Genomic DNA, 21,305 nt, shown 5'->3' with positions numbered 1-21,305 from the left:
AATTGTTGCTAAGCCGTATTTGCTCCACTAGGCTTAAAAGATAACTATTATCACAAGAATCTTAATATGAAATTGTATCCTTTTGTGCTTACCAGCTTGCTCTTTTCTTCCTGTGTTTTTGCCAACTTTGATTTTGAGGGAAAAGGAAAAGTCACTTACCCAACAGGCGTAGACAAAACTTTTGCATTTGGCTTTGCTTGGGATGAGCAAAAACAAACATTTAGAATAGGTAAAAAGACCTACAACATGTCTAGTTTGCCTGAATCATATTCTATTGCCCTTACACTCAGTAAAGACAATGAAAAAGTATGGGTGCAAGAGTTCAATGCCGGGTTTATTGACAGTTTTGAATGGCAACTTGGTGAGCAAACAATTACTTTAAAGAAGAAAGAATTTAAGGTGCCAGTAAAAGGAAACTATGTGCTTTCTCTTAATAAGATTGATTACTTTTTGGTTAAAAATAACGTCAGTATTCAGATTAAGTTTAATGAAAAAGGAATTGATAACATCAAAGTAGATGGCGTGACTAAAGATATGGGCGCTAAAAAGTAGTCCCATATCTTAGTAAGTGACTTAGCCAGATAAAGCTAAACTTTTACGGTCTTTCTGTTTATACCGTATTCTCTTAATTTATTTGCCACTGCGGTATGGCTCAGCCCTAATCTTTTAGCAAGCTGTCTAGAGCTAGGGTATGCCGGATAAAGCTTTCTCAATAAAGTAGCTTCGAAGCGTTTAACTGCGTGCTCTAAGGTGCCTTCAAAATCAGATTCCAAATACCCTAGTTCATGGGTGAATGTTGGCAATTGCATATGCTCAACACGAAGTTCTTTGTCATCCAGTAAAGAAACTGCGCGATACACTGCATTTTCAAGCTGTCTCACATTACCAGGCCAAGGGTATTGCTCTAAAAAGACTAGACAATCTGGCGCGAGTGTTGGTGCAGGCTGACCATTTTGCTGTGCATACTTTTGAATAAAGTGCTCTGTGAGTGGCCCGATATCAGCTTTTCTGTCTCGAAGCGGTGCGATATCCAATGTCAATACATTAATACGGTAGTATAAGTCCTCTCTGAAAGAGCCTTCTTGAACCATCGCCGGTAGATCTTTCTGTGTCGCCGCAATGATCCTGACATTGACTTTGACCTCATTTTCATCGCCGACTTTTCTAAACGTGCCATCTTGCAAGAAGCGAAGCAGCTTTGTCTGTAACTGGGTCGACATTTCGCCCACTTCATCTAAAAAGACAGTGCCACCATCGGCTTGCTCTAACACACCACGTTTCGGCGCAGCATTCTCTTCAAAGCCTGCGTACCCAAATAATTCTGACTCTGCAACATCATCAGGTAGAGAAGCACATGACAAAGCGATGAAGGGCTTAATTGATCGATTTGATGCGTAGTGACATGCTCTAGCCAACAACTCTTTACCTGTGCCGGTCTCACCGGTAATCAAGATCGGTGCGTCTAATTGGGACATCTTGCGCGCTTCTCGCACAACACGGCGCATCGCCGTGCTATTACTGTGAATGGTTGCAAAGCTTTCTTGTCCGTATCGTCTGAAGGCACTGACTTGCTGGCCTAAACGGCTTTGCGATTTAATATTAATTACCGCGCCGGCAAGAATATCGCCATCTGGTTTTTGCGGCACAGTGATCGGTAAGATGTCAGCAATATAATCTTCACCACCCACTTCAACACGCGTGGTTTGCCCTAATACTTCTTTACCTTCTAGCCAACGTGTGAAGTTAAATCCTTTTAGAAGGTTATTAATATTCTCACCCAGCACATCGTCTAAGCTCAAACTGAGATCTTTACAAGCTGCGTCATTACAATGACGAACCCACCCTTTTGCATCGATGGATATCACACCATCAGGGAGCGCACTAAGCAAAGTATTGAGCTCATTATGCTCTCTCTCAGAAGGTAAGAAAGCAGTAGTACGCACATCTTCAACACCATCAATTAAGCGAATCTCAGGCATTATTTTCTGAAATTGTTCAAACTCGATAGGTGGGAAGCTGACATACATTTTGCAATTGACCGAATCGACCTCAATGCCCTTAAGGTCAACCTGATAATTTACCAATATATTCAAAACTTCTTGTGCAATTCCTATCCGATCGGCACACAGGATTTCAAGACGCATTCGTTCCTCAAACAGGGCTATACATGACACGGCGAAATGATACTCTAAGAATAGTCGTCAGACTAGAAAAATGTAAACATTATTGAACGTTTCACTATACTTATTCTTAATGTAAGCTATTTTAATAAATTGCTAAGTACACATATTAAATACAAATTTAACAATTGCATAAAGCTAAACAAATATTTTATAATACTAACGTCTGATATATGTGAGTTTTAAATGTCATTAACTAGCTACCCAAAAAAATTTGTAAACCTCTTTATAGCTTATTCGCTACTCATATTCATATCGGCGTGTTCAGTTGAAGACCCATATGAGACGGGCCCTTCTGAGCAACAGCAAGAAGAATCAGATGAACGTGACAAAGTCGTTGAAACTGTTATACCTTTCTCTTTAAAGGTAACAGATTCATCAGACACAACTATCACTAACTTAGATGTGAAAGTTGCAGGAAACTTATACCAAACGAATGCTCAAGGCATAGTACATCTAGATACACTAACTCTAGGTAATTACCCTGTTGAGATCATCCATCCCGATTATCATATTCTCTTGTCAACCATCAATATTTCTGAAGCTAACGACAGCGAAGTAATTGTTCTATCTAAAAAAACAGAAAATGAGATCAGTTTGATTTTCGCCGGTGACACTATGTTTGGCCGCCGCTTTATGGATCCAAATATCACAACCATGAATAACTCGGTGCCCGATTTACCAGATGCCTTAATTAATAAATCAAATGCAGCAACCGCTGCAATTGAAATCACTCAACATGTAAAGCCACTCTTTCTAAATCAAGATTTTGCTTCTGTAAATTTAGAATCCCCAGTGCTCAATCAGCCAGTAAGTGTTCATCCAACAAAAGAGTTTTCTTTTTTCTCTCTACCTGAAACGTTAGAGGGTTTAAAGTCAATTGGCATCGACTATGTCGCGCTGGGTAACAACCACGTTTACGATTACCAATTAGATGGGCTAAATGACTCTCTAAAGTTTGTATCAGAGGCTGGGCTTCTTCACAGTGGTGCGGGTCTAAATAAAGTTGCCGCTTATGCCCCAGTATTTGAAAATGTTAAGGGAACGACCCTAGGTTTAGTTTCTGCCACTTCAATTAGAGGTGGTGATCACGCGGTGACCTATGTCGCAGACGAAGAAAAAGGTGGTGCAGCTGATTTATCTGATTCAAAGTCCTTAGCTGAAGCATTGCAGTTAAGCAAAGAAAATAGTGATTTCACCGTTATACAATTACACGGTGGTGATGAGTATTCTTATGCCCAAACAGACTATATTGAGAATCGCTATAACCTGATTTCTAAGCTCGAATCAAAGCCTGACTTAATGGTGACCCACCACCCTCACGTTGCGCAAGGCTTTGACGTCTTTAATAATGTACCAACTGTATTAGGACTTGGTAATTTTGTGTTTGATCAAAACCGATTAGAAACAGTTTTAGGCCTTGCTGTTGAAGTTCGAGTTAACAAAAACACTACCCCTAAAGTGAGCTCAGCAAGGGCCTACCCTATCTATATCGAAGAATATAAACCTCGCCTAATCTCTGGTGATCTAAGTAATTACTTAATAAAACGTGTTGCTGAATTCTCAAGTAATGTCTCAGTGATCCCTAGGCAAGGATATGCTGACGTTTTATTCTCTCAACAAATTGCCCCGACGCTATTAAATCAAGAAGTTATCGAACTTGAACCTGGTGAACATATTATAGATTTGCGCCAGCTGGCACCTAGCCATAGCTTTTTGAGCCAAATAACAACTGATGTTAAGGTCACTTCACTGATATTGGGCAGAGATTTATTAGTATTTGGTGATTTCGAAGACTGGGATAATGACGATACTCAGTTTGAAATAAATCACTGGGATCATTCTGATGAAGATATAATGCCATGTCTGACAGGTGCATACCGAGGCAATCAAGGATTATGCTTAACGAGAGACCAATTTGATAACTTTTCCCTAAGGGTACCGTTTAAGCAAACGGTGAGGGCTTTTCCACTCACTCCTGCGGATGACGTTAGTAAAGTCTTTCATAAACATACACTTTATGGGTATGCTAAAGGCATCAATGCAGGCAAATTAGAATTAGATTTAAGTATCTTAACTTCTGAGGACTCACTTATTTTCTCAGAGCAAACTTTACCGGTATTAGAAGGTGGGGAGTTTGATTGGCAGCCATTTAACATAGACTTCGAGTTACCAGATGACAGAAATGTATTGGGCCCGGAGAATTTACCGCCTAGAGGGATCCGTTTCGCGTTTATTCATTCACCTCCCCAAAATGGCAATGCTGAACTACAATTAGATGATATTGCTTTAATTTCTTGGCAGGATTCTATTGAATTAACGGATCGGTCGTGGCGTACTACTCATTTACATGGAAAATCATTTTTAAAAGTATCAACTGACAAGGCTGTTCGATTAAATTTAACCTTTAGTCAATTCTGATTGACCTTTAAGGAACGCTTGGTGTCGATAAAACAACAATTTTTCTTTGTACAAAGGCATAAAACATTTTGGCTGATCATTAGTTTGATTGGCTTTACCCTGTTGGCAGAACTAACTGGTTCACTGCAGCGCTTTAATGCACCTATTTTTAAATACTTTAGCCAAATTCAATCAGAAAAACACAGTGATGTTGTTGTCATTGAAGCTGATGCACTTATTTTTGAACATGACCAACTCGTCTATTCCTTACTTGCGCACAATCCAAAAGCAATTATTGTTGTTTCAGACTCGAAATTAACACATATACAAGATGAAAGGGTCTTTTACCCTCGTCCAGATAATAACTTGTGCCTTGCAGACCTAAAAGCATGGCTTGGTTATACGATTCAAATCAATCACCAAACACATAACCAATGTACCAGCCTATGGGCTGAGCTATTTCCAGAGCGTCGCCTAGATCATTCACCATTACTCAGCTTTTCACTAGATTTACATGCTCTGCCAAAATTTAATAGCAAACGAGTGCAAAGTGAAGACTTACTAGCTGGGCAAATCACCGATAAATTAGTGTTAATATCACAAACGAATCACAGTTTTGGTTTACCAATTCGGGCACCAAAACTCTCCGCTGAAGTAAACTCAATTTACCTTCATGCTTTTGTTGCCCATAACCTCATTGAAGGGTCGTTTATTTCACTTATCAGTAGCAAGCTATCTCTGACTATTCAGTTAGTCAGCATCATTTTACTGCTCGTTCTTTATCAAAAAATTGCCTTTAATATAGGTATTGTGGTTGCATCTATCCTTTCCGTAACCTGGCTAGCCCTTTGTTATTTTGTTATGACAGGTATGCATATATTTTTACCTGCTGCCGAAGGCGTGATACTTAACTTTTTTACCTTATTTTGGGTGTTTTTATCGGCAAAATGGGTTGAGGAGGACGATCTAAAACGACTGATGAATAATATCAGGCAAAAAATGTCTGGTCGTTATCTGCCCAAATCTTTCACAGATCAAAGCACTCCTTGGGACTCCATTATTCAATTGATTAATCAACAGTTGGCTTTAGATAAAAGTATTCTGCTTGCTCGCCTTGAGGGAGATCATCGTTTATATGAAATTAGGGCCATTAATTGCCATCTTTCTGATATTCATGAGATGCGCAGAGACTACGAACGTACGCCCTATTCAGATGCAATCAAGGCATTTGGTACAGTCAAAATTACGCGCCCTTTCTTTAAAGCACTTGAAGAAAACGAATCCCAGTACATAGTCCCACTTATGTATGCTGGTGATATTCGTGGGTTCTGGGCGATGACCATTACTCCAGATGAACGATTTAACGAAGCTGCGTTTATTAAAAATGTAAATCGATTTGCCAATCAGGTAGGGGAGCTTTTATTCCATTATCGTGTTTTCGAAACGCAAGGCAAAGCCGAAAGCAACGCAATTGCTCGTTTACTCACCTTGAATTTAGCCAAACCATTGAGTCAGCAAATAAAGCTCTCGATTAACGAAATGGAACAAAAGCTGACAACCTTAGAGCATGTTTTCAATCAGATCCGCTCAGCGTCGGTGCTATTCAATTTATTCGGTCAGGTAGTACAAACTAATCATGCGCTTGAACAGCTAGCGAAACAGCATCACCTGCCAATTTTCGAGATGACAGCGCTCGATTTGCTATGTCAGGTCAGTGAGTTAGATCATGAAAATGCCAAAGGAAAGCTGCGCTATTTGACTTTGCACAAAGGCGAAATTTATCTCCCCGTCAAATTGGCTGAACAGCAGTTTGTATTAAACGTACGTACCATTGAATCATCGGATGAAAAAAGTAGTGCAGGAGAGCCCTTTGAAGTGGGGGGGATTTTATTTGAGTTCATTAACCTCTCTGAACTGATGAGCCAAATACACCAAGACGAAGATCAAGCTGGTTTGCTGTCAGAAAACAGTGAAAAGCAAAAAAATAACACCGAGTCTGAGGCATCTAATTAATGGATTGGATGCTGAGTATTTTTCCGACCGGTAGCGGTTTAGGCCAATCAGTTATCACCACTGTTTGGGTAGGTATAGCTGTTGTGTGCTTCTTAAACCTTCGCTTTGGTTTCCCTTTAACAGGTCTGGTTGTACCTGGTTACCTTGTGCCATTACTCATTGTGAGCCCGACTTCTGCAGCTGTTATCATAATTGAAGCGTTCGTCGTGTACTTCGTCATGCGGATTACTGCCAAAACTGTAATGGAGCGCTTCGGCTATGCTGAGATGTTTGGTCGAGACAGGTTCTTTGCTATTATCTTGATCAGTATTTTAGTGCGTGTGGTTATGGACACGCTATTTTGGCCTAGTGTCGCCAATGTACTAGGCAGTTGGGACATCACGTTTGACTACTCGACACAACTGTATAGCTTAGGGTTAGTCATCATTGCCCTCACAGCAAACGTTATGTGGAACGGCGGTTTTCTATATGGAACTAAAGTCACACTGATACAGCTTATCTTTACTTATGTTTTAGTACGATATGTATTAATGCCGATGACCAACTTCAGCATTGCCAATCTAGCCATTATGTATGAAGACGTGGCAGCTTCGATAATTGCAGCACCAAAGGCCTATATTATTTTAGTGATCACCGCATTTATCGCATCTCGTGCCAACTTAAAATACGGCTGGGAGTTTAACGGTATCATGCTACCTGCATTACTGGCATTGCAACTCATGCAGCCAAGTAAACTACTGACCTCTTTCATTGAAACAGCCGTGATCTTGATCATCGGGACTTTACTTCTTCAATATACACGCCTTAAAAACGCCAACTTTGAAGGCGCGCGCTTGCTACTCTTTTTCTTCAATATTGGCTTTGCCTACAAGCTCGCGCTTAACTATTTTATTGTCAATTATTACCCTGCATTAAAAGTGACTGATACATTTGCTTTCGGATACATGCTATCCACTTTATTGGCGTTAAAAATCTATCAAAAAAATGCCCTTGGATTAATCATTAGAGCAACGTTTCAAACCTCTGTTGTCGGTGGGTTTGTCGCTATTTTCATTGGCTTTGTGATCATGTTTGTCCCCTCTCTATTCATTGGCAACCAAATAAAGTCTTTACAGAGTTATGCTGAAATACAAGATCTCAGCCAACAGCTCAGTGAGTACAAAAGTTACTTGTATACCGACCAAAAAAATAAAGTAGAGATCAGCCAGTATCAGCAGACCCAAAACTTGCAAACCTTTAGAGCTGCTATCAGCATTTTAAACCGTGACAGGCGTAATTTAGACAACATTAACAAAGCCACAGAGCTGTTACTAAAGTTAGACTTTTCACTGCGTCTAGATGGAGAATATATTTATATTCAAGATGCCAGAAAATATGCAATTAGAGGACTGTTTGTCTTATCTAAACAAACTAATACAGGTTTATTGCTATCGGTCCCTCACCCTTCCACAGAACGTGTAGCAACAGACTCTTCAGCACTGCTTATGATACTCCTAAAAGCAGATGCATTGGCTTTAGGCACTCAAGCTACGCCGGCTTTTAGCGCCGATAATACCAGCCAGCAAAGTAACTATTATTGGGCCTTTATAAATGCGCTTGAAAGCGAAGACATAGTGCAATTACGCTCAGTTAACGCACGTACTACAGCCTTGCTTGAAACTGGCCCGCATGGTGCAACAGGACAATTTTGGATCTTCAATCGCATTCCAGCTGCGGTAAACCAATCTCTACTCACCGAGCTATTAGGGTTTACGCAAAGTAGTTTTGGCTTATTAAACAATCAAAGCCTGCCAAACCCAAACTTTGAAGGTAGATTGATCGAAACCTTCATTGATACTTCTGCTTATACTTCTCTGCTGTCTAAAGTCGCTTTAAGTGACCAAATATATCAGTCTCCAGTTGAGCAAATTGAAACCAGCTTAGAAGAGGAAATAAACGCTTTTATACCAAAGATAACAGCCAAAGGTAGCCAACTATTTCAAAGCTTATCTGATAATGAGGCGGCACTATGGGAGTATGAGATCCTTCGTCCGCTATACAGTTTATCTGATCAGCTTGCAGGGCAAGAAATCACGACTGATGTACTTAACCAACTAAATAAGATAAACAATATTGCCCGTATGGTCGGGTACCAATTAAGTTTACTCAATACTGCAAGCGGTCGATATATCAAGGTTTCTCCTTTAGATGACTTACAGTATTTCCAATTAGGTCAAGGCCTCTATTTCATTCATTTAGACCCGACTAATGCACTCAATATCCAAGTACCTCGTCCTTTGTATGAAAGCAATACCATACAATTTGCCAGTCAGCTGTATCAAAAGAGTAATGCAAAGCTGTTGTTAATCGCAGGGGCGCACCCATTTGCCAGTGAAGAGGCCAATATTATGGCCGCTGCCAATGTAAAAACCTTATTTAATATTGTGCATCAGAGTGCATTGCGTCATTACCCGCAATCCGGCGTTTTAAACTTGCAAATACGTAGCCACAGTGCGCCGTCACACATTCGGCCAAGTGCTTTAGCTTTTCAGTACACAGAACCTCATCCGAGCCATAAGTTAAGTCTGGGCAAGGTACGGAAGTCACTCAAAGAGCTAGGAGTTGAGCATCAGATTGTTTTAGGTCAAGCAGCAACAAGAGGTCTCGAATTAGGTACCTCTCCCCAAACCGGATACCAGATATTTTCGCCTGCGAGTGAGCTCGCCACACTATGGCTTGCTTCCGACTTTAAGCAACACTTTTCAATATCGAACGAAGCACTTTTGCAACGACTATTAGCGGTATCGCAGCGCCCTAATTTGAAGCACACTAATATCGCAGCCCTTTCTCCTAGTGACTGGCAAGCAATTGAGACTACTCAATTAAAAGCCTTTAAGGATATTACCGAGCATTATGCGCTCTCTCAGCATTTACCTTTTATTAAATCTTTATGTGAGCAACAAAATGCGTGTACCCTGCAGGCCACACAACTTTCTATGCCAAACGAACTCGCCTTATTGATCAAGCAAAACAATAAGATTGCACTCATTTACTTGCCTAAGAGGAATAAAGTCGTCGATTTGCAAAGATTTACTCAAATGATGACAGGAGGACTTAATGTATTTAATTAAGTACCTGGTGACTTTACTTTTTAGACTCAGTTTAATCTTATTGCTACTTTGGCTCGTGGTCCGTGGTTATTTTTGGGTAGTGTCTGCAGAGCCGGTTGCGCTGCGCTCCGAAGATGAAACACGCTCAACAGTGCATTGGCTACAACAAGATAAGGCGCTCACTTTTAACTTTTCCGCTGATAGAACGTATTCTATTCGTGTGCTGTCAAATGCAATTTTTTCGGAGCAACAGCAATTTGAAGAACCCGTACACTATGCCATTGAATACACGCTTTTAGACAGTAAAGCGACCCCTCTCAGTACGCATGTTTATCATCATGCTTCTAAATTGGCCTTAGATAATGAACAAAAGCAAGTAAAACAAATTATTGAAAATCGCGACACATTGGCCGTTTCTTCTGGGCAGTCGTTTTTTATCAGCAATGAGCAACTTACTAATGCATCTGCAATTGCATTAAAACTGATCCCTGAAAATAATCAGTTGAGAGGGGTTGTTATTCGTTTGCACGCGAAAACCCCAGTAAGCCTCAATGACATCAATAGAGCTTGGCTAAGTCAATCTACTGATTGGCGTGAACGTATGACTAATTACCACACCATTGGCAACAACGCTTTATCGAGCCAAGAAATATTAAATGCCGTTACATTTGAGTGGCAAAAATTAGCGCCACAAGGGATCCCCGGCATCGACTTTACCGGCGACACCCTATACGAAACACTGCCCTATTACGTGTTAAGTTATGACTTTAGTACGGCGCAATTAAACCTAGATAGCTTCTATACTGATAGCCAACTGAGTGCCTCATTCAGAAACTATCAAACTCAAGACTTATTTGTCTTTAAAGAGCAGAGCGACGCGACATTATTCGCAACTTGGTATGACATTAAACAACTCAAGGCGCCTATTCAGCTAAATTTCACTGCCACTGACACACCCAATACTTATCGTATTTCAAGTGTTGAGCCCGGCCTGATTGTGGTTCAATCTGCCAAGGCTATACTAACTAGATGGTTTGCTGAAAACGATGCCCAATTTAATGCTTTGCATAGCTACTTTTATAACATTGACGAGCACTTTAATGCTGAATACCAAGTTGCTAAAGGTAGTGATATCAACTTTGAGTTTAGAGGCCCAAAAGGCACGCCTGTTGATATCACACTTCATAATAACGATATTGAGATAGAGCAATACCGTATATTTCTGCAAGGCGAGACAAGCAACTTTGACAGGATCATAGACGAAACAACCATCCGACAGCCTGTTTTCGGATCTGAGCAATACTATGTTCGCTTACCTAACACAGTGGATCGTATCAAAATTTCATCGCCACAGTCAGTGCTAGCGAAATTGCAAGCCAGACAGTCATCTTTTCATTATCAAACCGAGCTATGCGAACAGCTCTGCAAACCTGAGTTAGATAACTTTGCCGCTATAGGTGCTTGGTTTTCGCAAAAAGCGCAGAATGATTTTACTTTTACCGAACAAAAGCGCATTACCAATGTGCGTTTGTTTGAAATACCGCCTCCATTACCTAGTAATGAAGACATGACAACCACCTACATGAGTCGGGATTTAATTCAAACCTTACCTCTATCAAATACATTTTTAGTCAATAGCCCAGATAAGTATTTTGCTAATTTGTTTTCTGAAGCAGATCCAACAGAGCATCAATTCAATCAGGTTTTTAATTTTGAACAATTATTACAGGCTAAAAGAAACAACCAACTTAGAGATAAGCGTCTTATTGAGATAAATAAAAAAGCCCCGTTTTTCAAAGAGCGCGCCCTCACAGATTTAACTGAGACTCAACTGCTCTCTTTCAAAGGCCCTGAACATACTTTATTTGTTAACGAAGGCAGTGAGCGTCCTTGGCAAAAACAGCGTGGCTACTTTCTTAAAGCTGGCCAGACTTTAACTTTAAACTATTCAAACAAACCCGAATCGGTTGTTATTAAAGTGCTTAAAACCAAAGAGTTCAAAGATTTCGTGGTACTAAACACTCACATTAGAGGTCGATTCAAAGACGGTTTAAGTCCTGAATACACAATTAAAAATAAACGTTTTGCATTGATGCCAGCACAATTAACCAAAGTCTATTCACTGCATCCTGCAATTGCACAAGTGATCCCATACAACAGTGTCTCACTTGCGATAAACGATGATTTACAGACACTTAAAAGTATCACAATCACCGCCGAACAAGATATTTGGATCAGTGTGCTTGATGAACTTATGCAAGCCCCCTCTGAAGCGCAGTGGAGGCAATATGAAAATGATTAAGCTGATTTTTTCCATCATACTAAGTTGTAGTGTGACCGTCGCTTGTGCAGAGCCAAAATCAACACTAGAAAAACTGACGAAAGATTTATCGAATTGGTTTCAGTCTGCGAATAAGGCCAACTTAGATTCTTGGCAATATACGTTTAAAAATAACAGGCATCATTTGCAAGCTACCTCAACAGTAAATGGAGGCGGAGCGCTCATTTATCGATTAAATGCCAAAGCATGTATTATTTCTATTCCACATCGTTTCTTTGATACACACACTTATACAATAGGTGAGCAAATATATAATAAGCACTGCCAACTCATGTTAGCGAACACGCATCACAGACACAGTGACAGTTTGGATAAGCAGTCAATGGATTACTCTAAACGTCGCGATAATTTACATAACAGTGCCATTTTAGCCTTTCAGTCGATTCATCCGAATGCCAAAATCTTACAGTTACATGGCTTTAATCAAAGCAAAAGAAAAAGCGATAATGGAAGGCAAGCCGATTTTATTATCAGTCAAGGCAGAAAAGGCAATGTCATTAAGCAGCAATTAACTCTATGCTTAAGTAAAATATCAAAAAATAGCTATTTCTACCCAGAATTGATACAAGAACTTGGCGGAACGAAGAACATACTACATAAACTTAACTTAGCACCGTTTTCGTTTATTCACATAGAGATAAGCAAGCCTATGCGAAAACGCCTAGTAAAAGAACAACATACAATGAGTCAATTTTCTGAATGCATAAACCAAGTTATTTAATTTTAATCGGTCTTTTATTTACCTGTCAGTTGTTTGCAGCGCCCGCACCGCTGCAAACTGCACCTGCGTGGGTAAAATCAGATTTAACACTTGGTCAGCCTAAAAGTCTAATTAGTATTAAAAAAAATCAATCGAAACGCCTGTACTTACCTGCCGCTCGCTGGCTAACTTTACCTGACGATATATTCAACAAAACCATGGTTTGGGTAGGTCAAACACAATATGCAATGCGCAAGCTCCACCCAAGTGAACTGATGTGTAAAGCGCATCGTTGCCAATTACCTGCATCACAATACAACCGACTTATTCAATTTGAAAATATAACTCAAGATTGGATAAATTTAGATATTGAACAAGGTCAGTTTCATTTTCATCGCGATGCTTTTCGCCGCGCTATAAAACTGCCTCTCAAAGCCACAAAATTAAGCCTTGCTCAAGATCACGAGTTTTACTATACGTTAGAGCCGAAGAAAAGCATGCGTTTATATTTCGCTGAGGCTAAAAAGCTCAAGCTTTCAGTTCGAAAGTGGATGTCAAACCTAAAGCAGGATAATAAAGTCTTTGTTGAAGTGAACGATCAACCTGTCAGTTTAGTGAATGTATCGAACGCCCATGCACGTGAATATCAAGATGAAAAAGTCAGCACTATAAATACTGATTACTTCGCCGTGCCTAAAGGTAGTTACTTAAAAGTCACAGCTCAAGATCAAGCACTTATAAAACTCGAACAAATGCATCGCGGCATTTACGACCTTGATGCACTAGACAAACAACCTGAAGCACTGCTTAACCCTTATTGGACAGCAAACCTAGATGACGCCTTTGTAAAAATTTACTCACAACAAGACGTATCTTCAATTAGTCACTTCTCAATTGCTGACGCTTCAGTGCTTGAACAGCGACGTTACCAAGATCTGGTGAGCACCATTTCAACACGAAGAAATGCGCAAGTTAGTAATCGTGGGTTACCTATAGAAAGTAACAATAGCAAACAAAGGGTCGTGTCTGGTTTACGTGCTGCAAGCGAGCAACTCTATTCAGTGTCACAACTCAAGGTACTCACCAGCCATCAACTAAAAGACACGCTAAGTTTTGATATCAGCCAGTTTCAGCGGATCAGAAACTCGTTATTTCTCTATGTTAAAGCTGAGCATAGCGGCCACCTAGTCGCTGAATACGACAATCAAAGGCACACTATTCAATTTTCACCAAGCCAAGCATTCAGCCGAATTGTGCTGCCTGTAAGCTTGCAATCACACTCTTTAAAACTATTCAGTGCCGATGAACAAATGGTAAGTATTGCCGTTGAAGTAGATGACTTATTGACCTTGCCAAACAACCCATTACTTTATTTAATGCAAGGAAAAGTAGCGGCCAAAAGCCCTACGCTAGCAACATTACTTGAGCAACAAAACAATCTGCAGGCGCGGGCTTTCATCAATAGTCTGCCTCTCCCACTCGAGACATCTGTTAACAAAAGACCGCATGAAAACGACTACCATTTAATCTCAAAAGCGATGAACTTAGCGTTGTCAGAACCGAGTAAAGCTTTGCCCTTGCTGAAAGATTTAGTCAATAGCGAGATTGCCAGCATTGCACTCGATGCTTGGCGAATGCGCATTGATTTATTGACTGAGCTCGATAGAGTCTCGACAGCCAACGCCTACTTAGAAAGCTTGCTGCAATCCGAGCGTCCACTACTCAGTAATTATGCTGCACAGGCACTCTTTAGCCGCTACTTAGAAGCTAAACAGGTATATAAACTTCAAGGTTTATGTGCATACAAGTTTGATGTTTTAACTGGCTGCGACAGCTTGATGAGAGAATTCTTGTTAGCACAACAAAAAAACTTACAAGCACTGTGGTCACAGCATGATAATCATAATTTTACAGACACAGCTTTACATAGCTGGATGCAAAGCCGTATTGCACAATTAACCCCTTTAAAAGAGCCAACAACCTTTTCATTTGATATCAAACATTTTGGTGCCGTGAACTTGCAAGGAGATACATCTGATTACAATGCTTATACTTTGCAAACAGGTTCACCAATACAGCTTTATGCTAAGCAAGATTTAACATTACAGTTAAGAGTCAGAACACCTTACATCCACGATGGTACACAGCAACAACATTGGCTGCATTTAGATACAAACTCAACACAATCCATTTTACCTGTCTTTGCGGATGTCGCTTCAACGACACAAGTTCAGCGCAATGAACTTAAACTTTCTGTGGCCAGTGAAGCAGTTATCACGCTAAATAAAGGTGATCAACTGACTTTAAGTAGTGAGCAACAGCAATACTTGAGTTTAAGGGTATTACCTGAACCACTTGCATATAAATCGCACTTAAGCTCCAACGCTGTAGCATTTTTTCTTAAGCAGCCATTTATTAACCTGCTCCACCAGCCTGATATCGATAATAAAACGTTACTCATAAATGCGTTATATCGATTAAGCCATGAGACTCTAAACAACTATGAGTTCAACTTGCTATTTGCCAAACTTGAATACGTAAAGCTATCCGACAGTTTAAACTCACTTAAGAACCGTATTGAGCATTATGGGTCATGGCAACCGATTGAGCAGTACTTAAATTATTCTGGTACTCAACTCATTGATATGAATGCCATAACGCGACGCAGTTTTGCTGAGCAAATAAGCCGCCATACAAGCCAAAATTCAAACTTAGAAGGGCTATTAGTTCGTCCAAATCACACTCTAAACTTAGACCTGAGAGAATTAGCAGGTCATAAAGTGAAACTCATTTTTGATTTCGCAGCTGCAGAGTTAGTGAAGACCAACTACGCTAATATTCTTGTGTCTACCAGCAAAAACAGTGTACTTTGGACCATAGAGAGTAATCACAATAGTGAGTTAGCACTAACAGATGCCGAGCTTGCAAATGGGCAAATCGCCCTACGCTGGATGAACCCGTTTATTTCTCAACTGGTCAGTGTAAAAATTCAAACCTATCAACAAGGCCGCTGGCAAGATGCGAAGTTAGATACACGCCAGCTATTTTATTTTGCAGAAGCTGAACAACAAATAAGCGCAAAACTGAATTCAGATAGTTTAATAAAAATTGAGCGCCTCTCAGGCCAAGTCAGAGATGAGCAAATCGGTTTTTATCCTGCAGGAAAAATCAATATTCAAGCAAAGACTTCACAGTTAGCACGCGTTTTTAAATGGCAACTCGACCCCAATCGAACTAAAACCAGTTTTGCACCAACAATCGAGCCCTTATTCGTTGAAAAACCTACTTATTTTCATAAACCATCGAAAAAGCCATTTTATGAAGATATTTTATCTACTGATGAAAACCTGACCCATGTTGAAGGACTCGTTAGATACAACCGAGCAGGTATCTTCGAAAGTGAACAAAGCCCGTCAGCTCGCCACTATACCGATTTTGGACTAAGGCTAAGAAATAAAGATAAGCAAAATTGGTATTTGCTAGAATCGTTATTCACACTCGATAATCAAAATTACGAAACACTCTCTATCAACGCACAACACAATTGGTTATCAAAAGAAAGTCATTGGTTTAGTGAAGCTAGAATAAATAACCGTTGGCAAAATGACACGCCCATTAGCGAGAGCCATCTCAGTTCTAATGTCAGTTTTAAAATTGGCGAAACTTGGCGTGACGACAACATTCATCGTCATCAATGGTGGTGGCAGCCATTTTATTACTACACTAGTATCACCGCAGATGAATATATTGCTGACAGACTGATGAGTCCGTCAATGTTTAGTTTTTATCGCGAAGATCATATGCATGGTTGGCGGGCGGCTTATCAATATCGCTATCAACCTTGGGTAGATAATCAGCTATCCGCTAGCTTTTCTACTACTTCAAATGAAGACTGGACGTCTTTTGACAGCCTAGGCTTTGATATTGAGCTGCAGCAATTTTATCAAGGGCATATTTTTACGCTCGCAGGCGCATCACAATATAAATTTGCCGATCAGCATAGGCCTAACAATACGTGGCAATATTTAACCCAAGTAAGTTGGCAAACCCTGTTTGACTTTTCAGACAATACAGCAGGATGGATAAAACTGAGCTGGACACAGGATTGGTTTAGAAAAGACCACTCACTACGTTTAGAAATTAATCTAGGGAACTTGAAAAATACCGGGTTTGGGCCATTTGCTCACGATGAAATTCTCTTTGAATCACTCCAATTGACGCATTTTTTAGAACAAGATATTTATGACCAATAATGAATTAAAGCAGCAACTTGAGTTAATATTATTCGCCAATATCGAAGAGTTTTGGCTCAAACTCTATCGTCATAAATATCAGAATCTGATCAATGAGCTTTTGCAATGGCCATTAATTAGAAATATTCCTGAGAACGAATCGCTGCAAGCTTGGTTACAACTACAATCTATCGCATTTTTAAGACATAAAATTGAACAGCTTAATACACAAACTCAAAAGCTAGACGCGTCTTATCAATTATTTGTACAGCGCTTAGCAAAAGCAGAGATAAGTGCAGAAAAAGAACTTCATATTCTGAGTTATGCACGAGAGCTCGGCGCCACTGAAGCCCAGTTAAAAGAAGATAAACAAGCCTTATCACGCTGGTTTGATGATGGTGCTGTGATAGACCGTTATGAACGACAAGTTGCCGATACCGAACAAACTCTTAAGTTTCTGATCAGTAAACTTGGCGCTCTAACCACATCTCATTTGCGCGCCAATGAAGCTGAAATCTTAGACAACTGGAAAAAGCTCGACCTTGAACCCTTTTTTATGCAGATGCTGCAAAATAATCACAGTGTTCACATCAAGCACAGTCTTATTCGTGCTTTAGTGAATCAGGTAGCGGTCATCCATCAATGCCACGCCGATCCTGAACTCAATGAGGCGCTAGCTGCTGAGTTAATTGAATTACTCGAAGAACCGAGTACTCCTTACCAAGCTGTGATTGATATTCTTGAGATTTTATATGTTCAGCGCCCCACTTTTATCAGAGCGCACATTTGGGCACTCATACAAGAAACTGTCATCGACTTTGCTGACAAACCTAAAAATAATGACAGCTTATTTGTACTCGCTGCGCTCCCACAGATCATTGCCAAGCAACCTAAGCTTACCAGTAAAGAAATAGACTTATTAAATAGCCTAAGTGAACACCCGTACCCACGTGTAAGGCAAGCGTTAATTGAGCAATTAAATGTCATTGACTTAGGACAAGCAAAAGCGCTGCTAGTGAGAAGGCTCGAAGAAGAGACCTGTGGTGCAGTGCTATTTACCTTGGTAAAGCAATTCACACAACCACAATATGCCGAAGATGCCTTCATCTTTAAACTTTGGCAACAAGTACTTCAAAAGCCGCTGCCTTTTGAAGTAAAACGGCTCAATATCGAAAACAGTGCCCGTGTAATGCTTAATCTACAGCTACAATCTGATAAACCTGAACAGATTTTTCAGCGATTTATTCAAACGCTTAATATGGCGCTCGACAAAGAGTCCCATATTGCATTAAAAAGACATATTACAAGAGCAAGAGAGCAATTAGTCAGCTTTAGTCAGCAAACTTTATTGGCAAATATCGAAGAACAGCTTTCACAAACACAAAGCATAACGCTCTCAGGGGGAATTGATCGTCACACCCTAGGCCGAGCCTTGAGCTTTAAAGCACAACATGCAGAAGCATTTAGTGGTAGAGCCACAAAAAAGCACTGGCATATTATACCTGGCTATCGACGAGGTCGGCGCTTTTGGCGAATTTGGCATGAGTTCTTTAACCCAAGTACAGATAAACGTCAGAGCTTTAACCATACACAGACAAAAAAGCCCTCAGCTGATTTACATGTTGCCAGCTGTAGTGTCGCTGAAATTAGTGAAACCAACGTCCCTGGTGAGGCGCTGTTTAACCTAACTGAGCATTCAGCAAGACCGCATTTACCGCTATTAGATTACCTATTGTCAGTGCTCAGCCAAGATAGAAGCAAAGAGCCAGTCTTTAGCTACACCCCAGACGGTATTTTAGAAATACATCGCCCTGCCAGACTCATCAAACGAATTAAAGCATATTGGTACATCTCAGTTCATTTTGAGCAACTCGATAGCTTAAGAAAAGGCAGTGAACTTGAGCAAAAGAAGTTCATTTCAACCTTGAGAGAACTCGGTTTCGAAATAAAATTTAATGCGTACGGGGATGTTCTTGGTGCATCATTTCCTGTCGAGCAAAGTATTGCCAAACTCTACAGTAAAACTGCATTGACCCCTGTGTTACTTAATATCTGGTTTAGCTTTAAAGAATACCTGTATTCAATTTATCAAAATTCAATTTCGCAATTGGTCTTTTTCGTTACCGGCTTTATGGCTTATTTTTGGGGTCGCCACATCCATGTTAGCAAAAAAATAAAACGTAACCGCAATGCAATTCCTGTCAGTATCGGAGGTTGGGGAACGCGAGGAAAATCAGGTACTGAACGATTAAAAGCCTCACTGTTCAGCAGTTTAGATTTACGTGTTATCGCCAAAACCACAGGGTGCGAAGCCATGATGATTTATGGTAAGAGCAGCGGAGAGCAGTACGAAGTGCCACTATTCAGACCTTTCGATAAGGCCAGCATATGGGAGCAAAGCGAAGTACTCGATTTTGCAAGAAAAACCAAAGCCGATGTCTTTCTATGGGAATGTATGGGCCTAACCCCAAGATATGTAAGAATTCTACGCCGCTGGATGCAAGATAACTTTGCCACCATTACTAATGCTTATCCAGATCATGAAGATATTCTGGGCCCAACAGGTATTGATGTTGCCAAAGAGATGTCAGCCTTTATAGGGAGTAACACACAAGTGTTCACTGCTGAACAATCGATGATGCCGATTTTAAGTGATGCCGCAGATGCCAAACACACGACCCTAATTCAAACTCATTGGGGAGATGGCTATCAAATAACCCCTGATATTCGTGCATTATATCCCTATGAAGAACACCCTGACAACATCGCACTTGTGTGCAAAATGGCTCAGTATATTGGCATAGAAAAAGACTATGTATATAAAGAAACGGCTGAGCGCATCGTGCCAGACATTGGTGTGTTACAACATTTTCAGTCAGCCCCTATTGGCGCTATTTCTCAATCTTTTGTGAATAGTATGTCGGCCAATGAGCGGCTAGCAACCATAGAAAACTGGAAGCGTTTGGAGCTATTTGATTTAAACGACCAGCCCCATATTCAAACCATTGCATTAATCAATAACCGCAATGACCGTATTGCTCGTTCAAAAGTATTCGCGCAGATATTAGCTGAAGATTTACGCTTCGACTACCTAGTCGTAATAGGCACCAACGTGGACGGCTTCAATTCATATTTACAGCATGCCATTGACGAACGTCTTGACACCTTGCTGAAAAATAACGATGTAAACGACCTAAAGGCCTTTCTTAACCAGTTGAATGTACTTTACAGCGCTCAGACTTGGCTTGAGAAAATTAATCACACCTTAGACGTACCGCTACAAACAACTGATATTACTTCTTTAGAAACTTTAACAGCCGTGTTAAATGCTAGGTTGTTAAACGATGCCGAACATATACAAAAAATTGTCACTCAATATGAAAACTGGCAAATGGCTAATTCACTGCTTGAAATAGATGATTTATCAAATCATTCAGAGTTATTAAAGGAAACAGTGCAAAGCATCGTTGCAAGCAAAATAGTCTTGGTAGAAAACGCTTATGTAAAACCAGATCAACTAACAAGCCATATCGCCAGCCTTGCGATGAAAAACCAACATCAACTCATCGTGGGTATGCAAAATATTAAAGGTGCGGGCCTCAACTATGTTTACATGTGGCAGCAATGGCAAAAGATATATCAGATCTGTGAAACCCTTAAGTCTTCGGCCACCAAACAGTCTGAGTTTAGGAAGCTACTTTTAAAACTCGCTCAACAACCTAAATTCAGTGCTATTGAGATTGACTATTTAAATCTAGTAATTGAAGACATTGCACACTCAGAACACGCGCAAAATGAATTTAGTCAAGCTGAAATTAAGTATATTCAAGAAAAAGTCACCACAGCTAAAACTGAGAGTCATCTAGATGACGACCAACAGCCGAAAAGTAAGTTTAGAGGATTCTTTAATCAGGTTATCGAGTCATTTTTAGATGCTGGCGCTGCTGTTAAACGTAAAAAAACAGCTCAACAGGTTTATCAAGATATTGCAGATCAACGCATCACAATAGAAAAAGCTATCTCAGTGCTAGCGACTCTGAACCGAAGTCAAAAGCCAGGTTGGTTAACATCAAAGAATGAGCAACAAGACTTATAACTTTCTTAACCGGCACTAGCAGATTTTATCATATACAATACTCGGTTTGTCTTGTCAGACTTCCCCTAACGCCTAGCGCTGGGTATACTGCATCGTTGCAGTGCATATTTACGCAAAAATAATGCGAATGTACCTGTTTCAAGGTTTTACCAATTTCATTAAAGCAATGCGCATCTTAACAATACATCGCTTTAATGAAATTGTTATTAGACGTTTGGCCAAACGTCACTCAAGCACTTAGTGCATAATTATAA

Annotated in this window: 9 protein-coding genes; 8 read left to right on the top strand and 1 reads right to left on the bottom strand. The window is 40.2% G+C overall.

Features of this window, described 5'->3' with window-relative positions:
• The first annotated feature begins 66 nt into the window (after nt 1-66).
• Complete coding sequence (locus ABMY35_RS16600; RefSeq protein ID WP_349287222.1) at nt 67-552, top strand: hypothetical protein; 486 nt, start codon at nt 67-69, stop codon at nt 550-552.
• Nucleotides 553-587: 35 nt separating this feature from the next.
• On the opposite strand, the gene tyrR is transcribed toward ABMY35_RS16600, so the two are convergent.
• Complete coding sequence (tyrR, locus tag ABMY35_RS16595) at nt 588-2,144, bottom strand: transcriptional regulator TyrR (protein ID WP_138483239.1); 1,557 nt, start codon at nt 2,142-2,144, stop codon at nt 588-590.
• 222 nt (nt 2,145-2,366) lie between these two features.
• Between tyrR and ABMY35_RS16590 the strand changes: the two genes are divergently transcribed.
• From ABMY35_RS16590 to ABMY35_RS16560, 7 genes are read left to right on the top strand one after another with little or no spacing between them, the layout of a single operon-like run.
• Nucleotides 2,367-4,601, top strand: coding sequence for a CapA family protein (locus ABMY35_RS16590; RefSeq protein WP_349287221.1), 2,235 nt, complete (start codon nt 2,367-2,369; stop codon nt 4,599-4,601).
• Between the two features lie 21 nt (nt 4,602-4,622).
• Nucleotides 4,623-6,593, top strand: coding sequence for a hypothetical protein (locus ABMY35_RS16585; RefSeq protein ID WP_349287220.1), 1,971 nt, complete (start codon nt 4,623-4,625; stop codon nt 6,591-6,593).
• On the top strand, nt 6,593-9,703 hold the full coding sequence (locus ABMY35_RS16580; RefSeq protein ID WP_349287219.1) for a poly-gamma-glutamate biosynthesis protein PgsC/CapC: 3,111 nt from the start codon (nt 6,593-6,595) through the stop codon (nt 9,701-9,703). The genes ABMY35_RS16585 and ABMY35_RS16580 overlap by 1 nt, the downstream gene beginning before the upstream one ends.
• The gene (locus ABMY35_RS16575; RefSeq protein WP_349287218.1) at nt 9,690-11,984 is read left to right on the top strand and encodes a hypothetical protein; all 2,295 of its coding nucleotides are present in this window, start codon (nt 9,690-9,692) and stop codon (nt 11,982-11,984) included. Before ABMY35_RS16580 ends, ABMY35_RS16575 begins: the two co-directional genes overlap by 14 nt.
• Nucleotides 11,971-12,744 carry a hypothetical protein gene (locus tag ABMY35_RS16570; RefSeq protein ID WP_349287217.1) on the top strand — a complete coding sequence of 258 codons (774 nt, stop codon included), beginning with the start codon at nt 11,971-11,973 and terminating at the stop codon, nt 12,742-12,744. The genes ABMY35_RS16575 and ABMY35_RS16570 overlap by 14 nt, the downstream gene beginning before the upstream one ends.
• Nucleotides 12,723-16,976, top strand: coding sequence for a hypothetical protein (locus ABMY35_RS16565; protein ID WP_349287216.1), 4,254 nt, complete (start codon nt 12,723-12,725; stop codon nt 16,974-16,976). Before ABMY35_RS16570 ends, ABMY35_RS16565 begins: the two co-directional genes overlap by 22 nt.
• Complete coding sequence (locus tag ABMY35_RS16560; RefSeq protein ID WP_349287215.1) at nt 16,966-21,051, top strand: poly-gamma-glutamate synthase PgsB; 4,086 nt, start codon at nt 16,966-16,968, stop codon at nt 21,049-21,051. The genes ABMY35_RS16565 and ABMY35_RS16560 overlap by 11 nt, the downstream gene beginning before the upstream one ends.
• Nucleotides 21,052-21,305 lie beyond the last annotated feature (254 nt).

It is taken from the genome of Pseudoalteromonas sp. BZB3, assembly GCF_040104455.1.
In the GTDB taxonomy this organism is placed as follows: Bacteria; Pseudomonadota; Gammaproteobacteria; order Enterobacterales; family Alteromonadaceae; genus Pseudoalteromonas.
This window is presented reverse-complemented; position numbering and strand designations above follow the sequence as displayed.

What these genes read in the sequence shown, in the direction of transcription:
- ABMY35_RS16600 (WP_349287222.1), top strand. Translation starts at nt 67, where the DNA reads ATGAAATTGTATCCTTTTGTGCTTACCAGCTTGCTCTTTTCTTCCTGT.
- tyrR (WP_138483239.1), bottom strand. Translation starts at nt 2,144, where the DNA reads ATGCGTCTTGAAATCCTGTGTGCCGATCGGATAGGAATTGCACAAGAA.
- ABMY35_RS16590 (WP_349287221.1), top strand. Translation starts at nt 2,367, where the DNA reads ATGTCATTAACTAGCTACCCAAAAAAATTTGTAAACCTCTTTATAGCT.
- ABMY35_RS16580 (WP_349287219.1), top strand. Translation starts at nt 6,593, where the DNA reads ATGGATTGGATGCTGAGTATTTTTCCGACCGGTAGCGGTTTAGGCCAA.
- ABMY35_RS16575 (WP_349287218.1), top strand. Translation starts at nt 9,690, where the DNA reads ATGTATTTAATTAAGTACCTGGTGACTTTACTTTTTAGACTCAGTTTA.
- ABMY35_RS16570 (WP_349287217.1), top strand. Translation starts at nt 11,971, where the DNA reads ATGAAAATGATTAAGCTGATTTTTTCCATCATACTAAGTTGTAGTGTG.
- ABMY35_RS16565 (WP_349287216.1), top strand. Translation starts at nt 12,723, where the DNA reads ATGCATAAACCAAGTTATTTAATTTTAATCGGTCTTTTATTTACCTGT.
- ABMY35_RS16560 (WP_349287215.1), top strand. Translation starts at nt 16,966, where the DNA reads ATGACCAATAATGAATTAAAGCAGCAACTTGAGTTAATATTATTCGCC.